This window comes from Brenneria izbisi (assembly GCF_025840185.1).
GTDB lineage: Bacteria > Pseudomonadota > Gammaproteobacteria > Enterobacterales > Enterobacteriaceae > Brenneria > Brenneria izbisi.
The window spans coordinates 1-12,672 of the sequence record NZ_JAMPJU010000024.1 but is presented as its reverse complement, the minus strand read 5'-3'; the positions used below and the strand labels follow the sequence as shown (position 1 = coordinate 12,672).

Sequence of the window (12,672 nt, the reverse complement as noted above, 5' to 3'; positions counted from 1 at the left end):
ATCGCGTTCAACGATTAACTACCTTAGACGCTGAGTCCGATATTTGATAAGGAGAAAGAGCAGCGTCGATTGCAGCAGATGCAACTGATAGCGGAAATCAGCCATCAGGTGGTAGATATTGCGGCTACGGAAGGGGCGATAATCGCGACGAAAGCGAAAAACAGATGGTAAGTACGCTGTCTCTGCTGGCGGGCGGACTGGCGGCAGGCACGGCGGGTGACTCGACATCGGGCGCGGTAGCGGGGCGCAGGCGGGGCAGAATGCGACCGAGAATAACAACTTCAATCTGAGCGCGATTACGCCGAAAGGATTGCAGGATGTAGGAGCATCGATGACATCGCTTTACACCAATACCAATAGGGTGGATGAAAACGGCAACGTATTGAATCCGATAACGGAAGAAGAACGGTAGTATGCGATGCATAAACTGGTGACGGGGACGATGCCGAGGTTTGAATAACTATCCGAAAATAATACGCTGAGTAATCCTGAATAAATGTTTACCTCAGATTAAAAATTATACATATCTATGATTAATAAGATAATTCTGGTTTTTTTTAACATATTCGAAGGATAATAATTTACTTGCATTATAAATGCAAGCTAAGTGAAATTTTCATTTGGCTGTTCACTACCTATTGACGTAAAAATGTATAAATATAATAGATTGAAAATGTAAGGGATTTATAAGGTGAAAAAAATTTTACTGTTAACGATACCTGTATTCGTTCTGACTCTAACCTCTTGTTCCTCCTGGGTGAATGGAAGCAAACCACTTTCTGATAAGGCGTTGAGCGATAATCAAATAAACGCCAAGATAATAGACGGACAATCAACGATTGAATCGGTTGACAGTATATTTGGCAAAAGAGATACGGGGCGCGCGCTGACACATAAAACCTTTCCTGAAGGTAAAAAGTCTATCGCTGTTTATCATGGCAATTTTAATAGTTTTGGTGCTACCTATGCCCACAGGAAGCTTTATGTCGCATATGGCGATGATAATAAAATCATTAATCATGATGTAGTGATAAATGATTTCAGAAAAGAGAATGCTTTCGAGAAAGATCCCGTCAATTCGAAAAATCTGGCTTTTTCGGATATTAATAAAGGAGACGGAAAAGAGAAAGTGGTTTCGTTACTAGGTGAGCCTAAAGATATCACTTTTTCTGATGAGGGAAGCTTACTTTGGGTATATGCTAACACAGATATATCAAGAGATGCATCATCATATATCCCGTTATACAGCCTTGCAAAGGGCACAGAATCCGGTATATCAGAGAGATTATATATTGAGTTTGATCGAAGCGGTAAAGTGAATAATCTTCTTTCTGCTTCGGTAAATATCACTCAAGGCAGAGGTATATCCAATGCCGACAATTACGAAGAAAAATTTAACAGGATAATAAAAAAATATTAATGAATAGAAACGACTAACCATCGGTTGTTTTTTTATCGTGTCTAAACCACCTCCTATGTGGGGTGGTTATCATTCTCTTTTCAATAGACGTATCCCTATTCCCAAAAAGCAAAGTATGGCCGTTGAGATCTGAGCGCTGATTACAGCGTTTTCAGCATGGTCACTTCACAATCGGTATGGCCGGTATTACCCATAGAATAAGGGATACGTTCGAATCCAAGCGACTGATAGAGGCGGATGGCGCTGGTCAGGTGACCCGTTGTTTCCAGATAGCAGCGACGAAAACCTCGCTGACGAGCAAATTCCAATGCCTGTAAAGCGAGTTGTCTTGCCAGCCCCTTGCCGCGCGCGACGGGTAAAAAATACATTTTTTGCAATTCGCACACGTCATCATCGCCGGCCGTCAGCGGTGCAATGCCGACGCCGCCAACCACTTCCCCTGCGTATTCCACAATCCAATAGGCGCTGTTTGATTGATTGTACAAGGCAAACAGATTATCCAGGTTGGGATCGGATATGGTATAGCCTTTGTCGGCCGTCAAACCGAATTCAGCCGATACGCCGCGGATAACATGGGCGATGGCGTCGTCGTCTTGTGGGGTAATCGGGCGAACCCGAAGGCTGACAGAAATTGCGGTGGTCATGATGCTCGCTCTTGTGTTTTTACTTTGGTCGTTTCACGCATGATTTTATACCCATCTGGCTTGCGGGTTGTAGGTCTGTTGGCTTGAAAAAATGAGAGAAATCATGCTGCTTTCGCCTGTCTAAATAGCGAAATATGTCGGGTAAATGCAAGTGTAATGCTATTTTATCCCGTTTTAATGCAATGATTCAGAGGAAATGCGCGAATATTGACCTTGGTTCAAGATCAATGGAGCCCAAAACCAGAGAGATTCGCCTGTGACAAAGTGTGCTATTTCAGCACCGTTCCATCTTTTAAGACGAACATAAGATTTCCCCGCCAGAATTCCGCCAGAAAAATATTTTTCATTTGTATGCCATATCGTGATATTTCGGCGGAGAGCCAGTCCTCGTCTTTTTCTATTTCGGTTAGTCCGTATTTCCTTGGTTTGCCATCTTTAGCGACGATTACGGATGGCATATCCGTATCTTCACAGATAACGGTTAGTTGTCCGTTTGGCTCAATTTGTGCGTAATTGATTTTCTGAAAAGAGTAGATGCCTTGAGCATGTAGTTGAGAAGTAACGTTAATAATATCGATTTTGTTTTTTTTCCTCAGAAGATTATCCATCAGAAATTGTCCTTTCTTGATGATTGGGATCGGGTCACCGATGCTGACGGCGCGAAAGAAATAAATATGTTTACTAATGGTGTTGAGCAGAGAGATTAAACTAACACCAATAAATAGCACGATAATATATTGATAGAGTGGGATGGTATCGCTATAGATCACGCCGCCGATCACGCCACCAAGTACAAAGTTGCCGATAAAGTCCACCGGCGTCATTTGAGACAGTTGCGTTTTACCCGAAACATTTAAATGAGTGATAACAATAATAAAGCCGATTATAAATTTCACTAATACAAATCCGTAGTATTCCATGTCATTCTCCGTTATCACCCTTTTACTTATCATTATATTGATATCTCTGCTGTGCTATATTGAATATAGCAACGCTGAACGATAGAGCGAGGATTTAACTGAAAATAATAAAAATAAAGAGGGAAAGCCCTGAACAGATTACTGTCAGGGCTTATTTTTACAGGAGGTTAAAGCGCGGCGATGGTTGCTTGTTGTTCCAGCAATTTCGCTCTGGAGACGGCATAGCCATCCCGTTTTTCGCGTTCTTTGGCAACAACTGCTTCTGGCGCGCGGGCCAAGAAACCTTCGTTGGACAGCTTGCTCTCGATACGGCTGATTTCCGCTTCGATTTTGGCGACTTCTTTAGCCAAACGCTCCAACTCCGCGGCTTTGTCGATCAGTCCGGCCATTGGGATCAGCAGTTCCGCATCTGCAATCAGTTTGGTCACGGAAACCGGCCCCTTATCACCCGCAGGCAACAGCGTAATGCTCTCCAGACGCGCCAGAGTTTGAATAAAGCTGCGATTTTCCTCTACCCGGCGCAGAGCTTCGGCACTGGCGTCGCGTAACAACACGTCCAGCGGTTTACCCGGCGCAATATTCATTTCCGCACGGATATTACGCACAGCAATAATCGCCTGCTTGATCCACTCCAGATCGTTGAGCGCCTGCGTATCTTCTTGTGCTTCATGGTACTCAGGGAAAGGCTGCAACATTATCGTATCGGCGGTAATGCCTTTCAGCGCTTTTACCCGTTGCCAGATGGTTTCAGTGATGAACGGAATGATCGGATGTGCAAGACGTAACAACGCTTCCAGTACGTTCACCAGCGTGTTGCGCGTACCGCGCAATTCCGCTTCCGTACCACCGTTCATCACCGGTTTCGTCAGTTCCAGATACCAGTCGCAGAACTGGTTCCAGGTGAATTCATACAGAATATTGGCCGCGATATCAAAACGATAGCTATCCAGCGCTTCACGGTAGGCTTTCACGGTGCGATTAAATTCCGCCAGAATCCAGCGGTCGGCCAGCGACAGCACTTTCTCGCCGCCATTTTTCCCGTCAATATTGAAGCCGCAGTCCTGCCCCTCGGTATTCATCAGCACGAAACGGCTGGCATTCCACAGCTTGTTACAGAAGTTGCGATAACCTTCCAGACGCTTCATATCCCAGTTGATGTCACGACCGGTCGAGGCCAGCGCCGCCAGCGTAAAGCGCAGGGCATCCGTTCCGTGCGGTTCGATGCCGTTCGGGAATTGTTTCTCGGTGCGCTTGCGGATTTTCTCCGCCAGTTGCGGCTGCATCATATTGCCGGTACGTTTTTCCAGCAGTGCATCCAGCGAAATGCCATCCACCATATCCAGCGGGTCAATTACGTTGCCTTTGGATTTTGACATTTTCTGGCCTTCCTCATCACGGATGAGGCCCGTCATGTACACGGTGTGGAATGGCACCTGCGGTTTACCGTTTTCATCTTTGATGAAATGCATGGTCAACATGATCATGCGGGCAATCCAGAAGAAAATAATGTCGAAACCGCTGACCATCACGCTGCTTGGATGGAACGCTTTCAACTCCGGCGTCTGTTGCGGCCAACCCAGCGTGGAGAAGGTCCACAGCCCGGAGGAGAACCAGGTATCCAGCACGTCTTCGTCCTGATGGAGGACCACATCGTCAGCCAGATTGTTTTCACGACGCACTTCCGCTTCGTCACGACCAACATAAACCTTGCCTTGCGCATCGTACCAGGCGGGAATACGGTGGCCCCACCATAGCTGACGGGAAATACACCAGTCCTGAATATCGCGCATCCAACTGAAATACATGTTTTCGTACTGCTTCGGCACGAACTGAATCTCGCCTTGTTCCACGGCTTCAATGGCGACTTTCGCTAATGGCGCAGAGCGCACGTACCATTGATCGGTGAGCATCGGCTCGATAACCACGCCGCCCCGATCGCCGTAAGGGATAGTCAGGTCATGGGCCTTGATTTCTTCCAACAGGCCAAGCTCCTCAAAGGCGGCAACCACGGCTTTACGTGCGGCAAACCGCTCCAGGCCACGCAAGGCTGCCGGGATCTCGCTGCTGTAGATGGTGCTGGTTTCGCCATTGGTATCGAATATTTCGGCTTCCTGACGGATATCGCCGTCAAACGTCAGGATGTTGATCATCGCAAGCTGATGACGTTTACCCACTTCATAGTCGTTAAAATCGTGGGCCGGGGTGATCTTCACACAGCCTGTGCCTTTTTCCATATCGGCATGTTCGTCAGCGACGATTTTGATGCGACGGCCAACCAGCGGCAGGATCACGTCTTTACCGATAATACTTTGATAACGCGGATCTTCAGGGTTGACGGCGACGCCGGTATCGCCAAGCACGGTTTCCGGGCGCGTGGTGGCGACCACCAGGTAATCTTTGCCTTCCGCCGTTTTCACGCCGTCGGCCAGCGGATAACGCAGGTGCCACATAGAACCTTTTGATTCGCGGTTCTCCACTTCGATATCAGAAATGGCGGTGCGCAGTTTTGGATCCCAGTTCACCAGACGTTTGCCGCGATAAATCAGATCTTCTTTATACAGACGGACAAACACTTCTTTTACCGCGTTGGACAGGCCTTCGTCCATGGTGAAGCGCTCGCGCTGCCAGTCAACGGAGTTGCCCAGGCGACGCATCTGGCGAGTAATGGTGCCGCCAGACTCGGCTTTCCACTGCCAGATTTTGTCGATAAACGCATCACGGCCATAATCATGCCGGGTTTTGCCCTCTTCGGCGGCGATCTTGCGTTCAACCACCATTTGGGTGGCGATCCCCGCGTGGTCGGTGCCTGCCTGCCATAACGTGTTTTTACCCTGCATACGCTGATAACGGATCAGCGTATCCATAATGGTTTGCTGGAAAGCATGTCCCATATGCAAGCTGCCGGTGACGTTGGGCGGCGGGATCATGATACTGAAGCTTTCTTTATTCGTATCGCCGTTGGGCTTGAAGTAGCCTTGTTCTTCCCAGTGCTCGTAGAGCGGCTGCTCGATATCTTGCGGGTTATATTTCGTTTCCATTATGCTCAAAATTCAGTGAGTTGGCGGCTTAGCCGTAGTCAATTGAAAGCCGACGCTGCGATAGGCTTTATAGCGGTCGCGCGCCAACTGTTTCAGGGATTCTTCGTAAGGGACAAAGTCTATCACTTCATGGAAAGCGGTGGCAAAATCCGCGAAGTGCGGCAACAGGCTGATTAGCAGATCCCGCGGCGCATTTCCGCGTCGTTCCGGCCACGCCAGTTCGACGGGGGCGCCCTGGCGCGGCCCTTCGCCAGCCAGATTGTGCGGAACAAAACTGTGCGGATCGCGTTGCCACAACGCTTCATCCAATCGCATGGCCTGCTGCTCGTTCTCACAGGCAATCAGTACGCGCTTTCCCGCTCGCCAACGTTCCGCCGCCAGTGTACAGGCCAACGCTTCAAAGGCATTGAGCTCGCCGCTTTTACTGTCGTGTTCGAGAAGATAAAACGTTGCGTTTTTCATTATCTACACTATTGATAAAGGCCGGAAAACCCGGCCCGGTATTGCTGATTTAGTCAGACGCGGGTGATCGCGTCTGACAGGATCGCCATCATTCCACGTCGTTCAGCCCGGCGCGGTTAAGCAGAAACTGCGACAGCAACGCCACCGGACGACCGGTCGCGCCTTTAGCTTTGCCTGAGCGCCAGGCGGTTCCGGCGATATCCAGATGCGCCCAACTGTATTTACGCGTGAAGCGTGACAGGAAGCAGCCCGCGGTAATCGCCCCGCCAGGACGACCACCGATATTCGCCATATCAGCAAAATTGGATTCCAGTTGATCCTGGAACTCATCGGTCAGCGGCAAACGCCAGGCACGGTCGCCGGATTGCTCGGAAGCGCTCAGCAATTCATGCGCCAGCGGGTTATGATTCGCCATCAGCCCCGTAATATGATGACCAAGGGCAATCACACAGGCGCCGGTCAGTGTCGCGACGTCAATCACCACATCCGGCTCATAACGCTCAACGTAGGTCAAGGCGTCACACAACACCAGGCGACCTTCCGCATCGGTATTTAGCACTTCGACCGTCTGGCCTGACATGGTGGTCAGCACATCGCCCGGACGATAAGAACGCCCGTCGACCATATTTTCACAGCCCGCCAGTACGCCGATGATATTCAGCGGCAGCGCGAGCTCAGCCGCCATGCGCATCACGCCATAAACGGTGGCGGCGCCGCACATATCGTATTTCATTTCGTCCATGCTGTCGGCCGGCTTGATGGAGACGCCGCCGGAGTCGAACGTCAGGCCTTTGCCAACCAGCACAATCGGGCGGGTTTCCGCGGACGGATCGCCTTTATATTCGATGACGGACATCAGGGATTCATTCTGCGAGCCCTGCCCGACCGCGAGATAGGCATTCATGCCCAGTTCTTTCATCTGCTGCTCGCCAATCACGCGCGTCGTGATGTTCTGGCTGTAAGTATCCGCTAACTGACGCGCTTGCGAGGCCAGATACGCGGCGTTACAGATATTTGGCGGCATATTGCCGAGATCTTTGGCGGCTTTTATGCCGGCGGCAATCGCCAGACCGTGCTGAATAGCCCGTTCGCCGCTGGTCAGTTCACGGCGCGTCGGTACGTTGAACACCATTTTACGCAACGGACGACGCAACTCGACTTTATTGCTCTTAAGCTGATCAAAGATATAGAGCGATTCTTTCGCGGTTTCGACTGCCTGACGCACTTTCCAATAAGTGTTGCGGCCCTTGACGTGCAGTTCGGTCAGGAAGCAAACCGCTTCCATCGAACCGGTTTCATTCAGGGCGTTAATGGTTTTCTGAATAACCTGTTTGTACTGACGTTCGTCAAGTTCGCGCTCTTTGCCGCAGCCAATCAGCAAAATGCGCTCTGAAAGAATGTTGGGTACATGGTGCAATAGCAATGATTGCCCCACTTTGCCTTCTAATTCACCACGGCGAAGCAACGCGCTGATATAGCCGTCGCTGATTTTATCGAGTTGTTCGGCAATAGGGGACAGACGACGCGGTTCAAACACGCCGACGACAATGCAGGCACTGCGTTGTTTTTCCGGGCTACCGCTTTTTACGCTGAACTCCATGTACTCTCCTGAATCTTAAAGACAAAGGCGGGATCAACGGCTAGAATGTGACACTCCGTAATATTTTCCCGCCGTTGCGTTAACATAACCTGTGTTAATCTTAACGACGTAACGAATCTGTTTTGGTGACTAATAAGCAGGTTCTGATACAACCGCCCAAACGCAGTATGTTGTAATACAACTTTAGCTACGAAGGTTGCCACAAATGAGTATAAATGGCGAGTTAGCGAAGAAACTATCGATTTTCCTGCAAAAAGACAAGTTTTCACAGGCGTAATTAAGCGTGATCATCATTCGATATCTGGTACGGGAAACCTTTAAGAGCCAACTGGCCATCCTTTTCATTCTGTTACTGATTTTCTTTTGCCAGAAATTGGTGCGGATACTGGGTGCGGCTGTTGATGGTGAAATCCCCACAAATTTGGTTATCTCTCTGCTGGGATTAGGCGTGCCGGAAATGGTACAGCTTATTCTGCCGTTAAGTCTGTTCCTTGGATTATTGATGACGTTTGGTCGCTTGTACGCGGAAAGCGAGATCACCGTCATGCATGCCTGTGGACTGGGAAAAAGCGTACTGTTGAAAGCGGCATTGGTGCTGGCGCTGCTGACCGCGGTGATGGCAACCATCAATGTGTTGTGGCTCAGTCCCTGGTCTTCCCGGCATCAGGAAGTGGTTCTGGCGGAAGCGAAAGCCAACCCCGGCATGGCGACATTGGTTGAAGGGCAGTTCCAGTCCGCTCAGGGCGGCAACGCGGTGCTGTTTGTCGGCAATGTAAAAGGTTCGGAGTTTGAACACGTCTTTCTGGCGCAATTACGGCCCAGCGGTAATGCCCGGCCTTCCGTAGTGGTCGCCGATCGCGGCCATGTCACGCAGAACAGCGAAGGTTCTCAGGTGGTGACGCTGGATAACGGCACCCGCTATGAGGGAACGGCGCTGCTGCGGGATTTCCGCATTACCGATTTTACCAACTATCAGGCGGTGATTGGTCATCAAACGGTTACGTTGAACAACAACGACGTACAGCAAATGGATATGCAGACGCTGTGGCGCTCCAGCGAGAATGACGCGCGGGCCGAGTTTCACTGGCGTTTGACGCTGATTGTCTCAGTGTTCATCATGGCGTTCATGGTGGTGCCGCTCAGTGTGGTCAATCCGCGGCAAGGACGGGTGCTGAGCATGCTGCCTGCCATGCTGCTCTATCTTATTTTCTTCCTGTTGCAAAGCTCGCTGCGTTCCAATGCGGGCAAAGGAAAAATCGATCCGATGCTTTGGATTTGGCTGACCAATCTGGTGTATTTCGCTATCGCGGTGATCCTCAACCTGTGGGATAGCGTACCCATGCGTAAAGCGCGCGCCCGCTTTAAAACCCGCTCGCTTAACACTCAAGGAGCGGCCTGATGTTTGGTGTATTAGACCGCTATATCGGCAAAACCATTTTCAATACCATCATGATGACGTTGTTCATGCTGGTATCGTTGTCCGGCATTATCAAATTCGTCGATCAGTTGCGTAAGGTGGGGCAAGGTGATTATTCGGCGTTGGGCGCCGGGCTTTATACGCTGCTCAGTGTGCCAAAAGATATCGAGATCTTCTTTCCGATGGCTGCACTGCTCGGCGCACTCTTGGGGCTGGGGACACTGGCGACCCGCAGTGAACTGGTGGTGATGCAGGCTTCCGGCTTCACCCGCTTGCAGATTGCCGCCGCCGTGATGAAAACCGCGATTCCGTTGGTTCTGCTCACCATGGCGATCGGCGAATGGATCTCCCCGCAGGGGGAACAGATGGCGCGTAACTACCGTTCTCAGATGATATCGGGTGGTTCCATGATTTCCACCCAGGGTGGGCTGTGGGCGAAGGACGGCAATAATTTTATCTACATCGAACGGGTTACTGATGACAACGAGTTGTCCGGCGTCAATATTTACCATTTTGACGACCAAAACAAACTGCTGTCTGTTCGTTATGCGGCATCGGCGACCTTCGATAACGGAGTCTGGAAACTTTCACAGATAGATGAATCTGACCTGAGCGACGGCAAACAGATCGGCGGCAGCCAGACGCTGAGCGGGGAATGGAAAACTAACCTGACGCCTGACAAACTGGGCGTGGTGGCGCTGGAGCCAGATTCGCTCTCGATTCGCGGGCTGTATGATTACGCCAACTATCTGAAACAAAGCGGACAGGAAGCCAGTCGTTACCAACTCAATATGTGGAGCAAAATTTTCGCCCCGATATCCGTTGCGGTGATGATGCTGATGGCGGTGTCCTTTATCTTTGGGCCGTTACGCAGCGTATCCGCTGGAACGCGTATCGTGATTGGCATCAGCTTCGGTTTTCTGTTCTATCTGCTGAACGAAATCTTCCGACCACTGAGCCTGGTATACGGCATTCCTCCGATTCTGGGCGCTATCTTGCCAAGCGCGGTATTCCTGGTTATCAGCGTGGCGTTATTATTGAAACGCAACTAGCCTTACCCTAAGGCTTAAAAAAAGGCGTTGCCGCAAAACCGGACAACGCCTTTTTTATGTTGTGAACAACCGAATGCTATTCGGCGGAAAAATGTGGTTTCGCTAGCTTAAAACAGCGTTAACATCTTGCCAAAGATGATTTTTTCAGCACTTAACCGGCCACCAGAAGGATTAGAGTTGCGTGTGCGTCGGCAAACGGTATAATGCACCCGTTTTCCGCATACCTCTTCGTGCCGAAGTGGCGAAATCGGTAGACGCAGTTGATTCAAAATCAACCGTAGAAATACGTGCCGGTTCGAGTCCGGCCTTCGGCACCAATCAAGTCTTTTTTTTCGTCTACTAAAGTCTATTTACGTATACAAAATCAATCAGTTAGATACCCTACCTCTTGTTTTAGGTCTATTAAAGTCTACTGTTGTATATCAACATCTACCAACAAATGATGGTATAACTGTTGGTAGCTTCGGTTCGATTGAAATTGATACCAACAAGGGGAGGGAGATCTATGGCTCTTACTGATATCAAAGTCAGAACAGTTAAGCCTGCAGACAAACCTTTCAAACTTACTGATGGTGAGGGGATGCACCTGTTGGTTAACCCCAATGGCTCAAAATACTGGCGTCTTCAATATCGTTTTAGTGGCAAACAGAAGATGCTGGCGTTAGGGGTTTATCCAATGGTTTCATTGGCAGAGGCTCGTAAGAGGCGCGATGCCGCAAAGAAACTGGTATCTGATGGTATTGATCCCTCTCAAAAGAAAAAAGAGGACAAGATTGAAGAAAGCGGAGCACTAACATTTGAGGCTGTAGCAAGAGATTGGCATGCATCCTGTAGTAAAAAATGGTCAAAGTCCCATAGTGAGCGGGTGCTTAAAAGCTTAGTGGATAATCTTTTCTCAGCGTTAGGTAAACGTAAGATTTCGGAACTGAAAACTCGGGATCTACTTGCTCCAATAAAGGCAGTAGAGGCGAGTGGGCGGTATGAAGTAGCTTCGCGTCTCCAACAGCGAACGACTGCAATCCTGCGTTTTGCAGTACAGAATGGTCTACTTGAATATAATCCAGCTCAAGACATGGCTGGCGCAATCGCTGTAACTAAACGTGTGCATCGCCCAGCTCTGGATTTCGAACGCTTCTCCGAATTGCTCGATCGTATCGAATGCTTTAAAGGCCGAAAGTTGACTAAATTGGCAGTGAAACTAACACTGCTGGTATTCATACGTTCAAGTGAACTGCGATTTGCAAGATGGGAAGAAATCGATTTTAAAAATGCGCTTTGGACGATACCTGCAGAACGAGAACCTCTGAAGGGCGTAAAGCACTCACATCGTGGTTCTAAGATGCGTAGCCCTCACCTCGTGCCTCTAAGCCATCAGGCACTGAAAATATTAGAAGAGATAAAACAAATCAGTGGGGATTATGAGTTGGTCTTCATTGGTGATCACCAGCCGGATAGGCCGATGAGTGAGAACACTGTTAACAAGGCCCTGCGCTCAATGGGTTACGACACTAAAACGGAAGTTTGCGGACACGGGTTTAGGGCGATGGCCTGTAGTGCGTTGATCGAATCAGGTTTATGGTCAAGGGATGCTGTTGAGCGACAAATGAGCCATCAGGAGCGTAACAACGTCCGCGCTGCTTACATCCATCTTGCTGAGCATCTTGATGAACGGAGACTGATGCTTCAGTGGTGGGCTGATTATCTTGATGCCAATCTTAACGATATAGTCAGGCCGTTTGAATCTGTCAATAAAAAATTGACAAATAATTTGAATACTATCATCATTAAGAATAGGTAAAGGTAGATGAACGATTTTCTAAGAGGGCATTAACAATGTCTATGACTGATGGAATGAAGGCTTTCGTTAATGTGGGCATTTCACAGATGATGGATGCTCTTGATTTTTGCCATAAGCAAGGTATGGACTATGAGTCAGCAAAACAACATGCTGCGGTGATTGCAATGTATGTTTGTCATACTGATATAGATAGTAAATACGGTAAGAAAAGCGCGTCAGAGATAACTCACGGCTTGAAAAAAATAGGAGCCTGTCCGTAATTCTGTGTAACTGCCATCGTATTAAAGGTGAGCGCTCAGGCGGTCACCGAACTCAATAATA

11 protein-coding genes and 1 tRNA gene are annotated in these 12,672 nt (G+C 49.1%); 7 read left to right on the top strand and 5 right to left on the bottom strand.

What is annotated here, in order from left to right; translation table 11 throughout:
- The first annotated feature begins 164 nt into the window (after positions 1 to 164).
- Together NC856_RS17440 and NC856_RS17435 are read left to right on the top strand one after the other, a co-directional pair.
- Entirely contained in the window at positions 165 to 290 is a 126-nt protein-coding gene (locus NC856_RS17440; protein ID WP_264091677.1) for a VENN motif pre-toxin domain-containing protein, read from the top strand.
- A 401-nt stretch (positions 291 to 691) separates the two neighbouring features.
- Positions 692 to 1,420 carry a hypothetical protein gene (locus tag NC856_RS17435; protein WP_264091676.1) on the top strand — a complete coding sequence of 243 codons (729 nt, stop codon included), beginning with the start codon at positions 692 to 694 and terminating at the stop codon, positions 1,418 to 1,420.
- Between the two features lie 140 nt (positions 1,421 to 1,560).
- Here the strand turns inward: NC856_RS17435 and NC856_RS17430 are convergent, their stop codons facing one another.
- The 5 genes from NC856_RS17430 to pepA all read right to left on the bottom strand — a co-directional run bounded on the left by NC856_RS17430 (position 1,561) and on the right by pepA (position 8,084).
- Entirely contained in the window at positions 1,561 to 2,064 is a 504-nt protein-coding gene (locus NC856_RS17430) for a GNAT family N-acetyltransferase (RefSeq protein ID WP_264091675.1), read from the bottom strand.
- 269 nt (positions 2,065 to 2,333) lie between these two features.
- Positions 2,334 to 2,984, bottom strand: coding sequence for a DUF421 domain-containing protein (locus NC856_RS17425; RefSeq protein ID WP_264091674.1), 651 nt, complete (start codon positions 2,982 to 2,984; stop codon positions 2,334 to 2,336).
- Positions 2,985 to 3,151: 167 nt separating this feature from the next.
- Entirely contained in the window at positions 3,152 to 6,022 is a 2,871-nt protein-coding gene (locus NC856_RS17420) for a valine--tRNA ligase (protein WP_264091673.1), read from the bottom strand.
- A gap of 12 nt (positions 6,023 to 6,034) precedes the next feature.
- Entirely contained in the window at positions 6,035 to 6,484 is a 450-nt protein-coding gene (locus tag NC856_RS17415; protein WP_264091672.1) for a DNA polymerase III subunit chi, read from the bottom strand.
- Between the two features lie 88 nt (positions 6,485 to 6,572).
- A complete protein-coding gene (pepA, locus tag NC856_RS17410; protein ID WP_264091671.1) occupies positions 6,573 to 8,084 on the bottom strand; it encodes a leucyl aminopeptidase in 1,512 nt (503 codons plus the stop codon).
- Between the two features lie 283 nt (positions 8,085 to 8,367).
- Between pepA and lptF the strand changes: the two genes are divergently transcribed.
- The 5 genes from lptF to NC856_RS17385 all read left to right on the top strand — a co-directional run bounded on the left by lptF (position 8,368) and on the right by NC856_RS17385 (position 12,611).
- Positions 8,368 to 9,483: an LPS export ABC transporter permease LptF gene (lptF, locus tag NC856_RS17405; RefSeq protein WP_264091670.1), complete on the top strand. Its 1,116-nt coding sequence runs from the start codon at positions 8,368 to 8,370 to the stop codon at positions 9,481 to 9,483.
- Positions 9,483 to 10,553 carry an LPS export ABC transporter permease LptG gene (gene lptG, locus NC856_RS17400; RefSeq protein ID WP_264091669.1) on the top strand — a complete coding sequence of 357 codons (1,071 nt, stop codon included), beginning with the start codon at positions 9,483 to 9,485 and terminating at the stop codon, positions 10,551 to 10,553. Before lptF ends, lptG begins: the two co-directional genes overlap by 1 nt.
- A gap of 232 nt (positions 10,554 to 10,785) precedes the next feature.
- Positions 10,786 to 10,870, top strand: a tRNA-Leu gene (locus NC856_RS17395).
- A gap of 188 nt (positions 10,871 to 11,058) precedes the next feature.
- The gene (locus NC856_RS17390; RefSeq protein ID WP_264091668.1) at positions 11,059 to 12,351 is read left to right on the top strand and encodes a tyrosine-type recombinase/integrase; all 1,293 of its coding nucleotides are present in this window, start codon (positions 11,059 to 11,061) and stop codon (positions 12,349 to 12,351) included.
- Positions 12,352 to 12,386: 35 nt separating this feature from the next.
- Positions 12,387 to 12,611 (top strand): hypothetical protein, encoded by a 225-nt coding sequence (locus NC856_RS17385; protein ID WP_264091667.1) that lies wholly within the window; start codon positions 12,387 to 12,389, stop codon positions 12,609 to 12,611.
- Positions 12,612 to 12,672: the final 61 nt, after the last annotated feature.

Excerpts from the sequence above, each read along its gene's own strand:
- NC856_RS17440 (WP_264091677.1), top strand. The coding sequence starts at position 165 with ATGGTAAGTACGCTGTCTCTGCTGGCGGGCGGACTGGCGGCAGGCACG.
- NC856_RS17430 (WP_264091675.1), bottom strand. The coding sequence starts at position 2,064 with ATGACCACCGCAATTTCTGTCAGCCTTCGGGTTCGCCCGATTACCCCA.
- NC856_RS17425 (WP_264091674.1), bottom strand. The coding sequence starts at position 2,984 with ATGGAATACTACGGATTTGTATTAGTGAAATTTATAATCGGCTTTATT.
- NC856_RS17420 (WP_264091673.1), bottom strand. The coding sequence starts at position 6,022 with ATGGAAACGAAATATAACCCGCAAGATATCGAGCAGCCGCTCTACGAG.
- NC856_RS17415 (WP_264091672.1), bottom strand. The coding sequence starts at position 6,484 with ATGAAAAACGCAACGTTTTATCTTCTCGAACACGACAGTAAAAGCGGC.
- pepA (WP_264091671.1), bottom strand. The coding sequence starts at position 8,084 with ATGGAGTTCAGCGTAAAAAGCGGTAGCCCGGAAAAACAACGCAGTGCC.
- lptG (WP_264091669.1), top strand. The coding sequence starts at position 9,483 with ATGTTTGGTGTATTAGACCGCTATATCGGCAAAACCATTTTCAATACC.
- NC856_RS17390 (WP_264091668.1), top strand. The coding sequence starts at position 11,059 with ATGGCTCTTACTGATATCAAAGTCAGAACAGTTAAGCCTGCAGACAAA.
- NC856_RS17385 (WP_264091667.1), top strand. The coding sequence starts at position 12,387 with ATGTCTATGACTGATGGAATGAAGGCTTTCGTTAATGTGGGCATTTCA.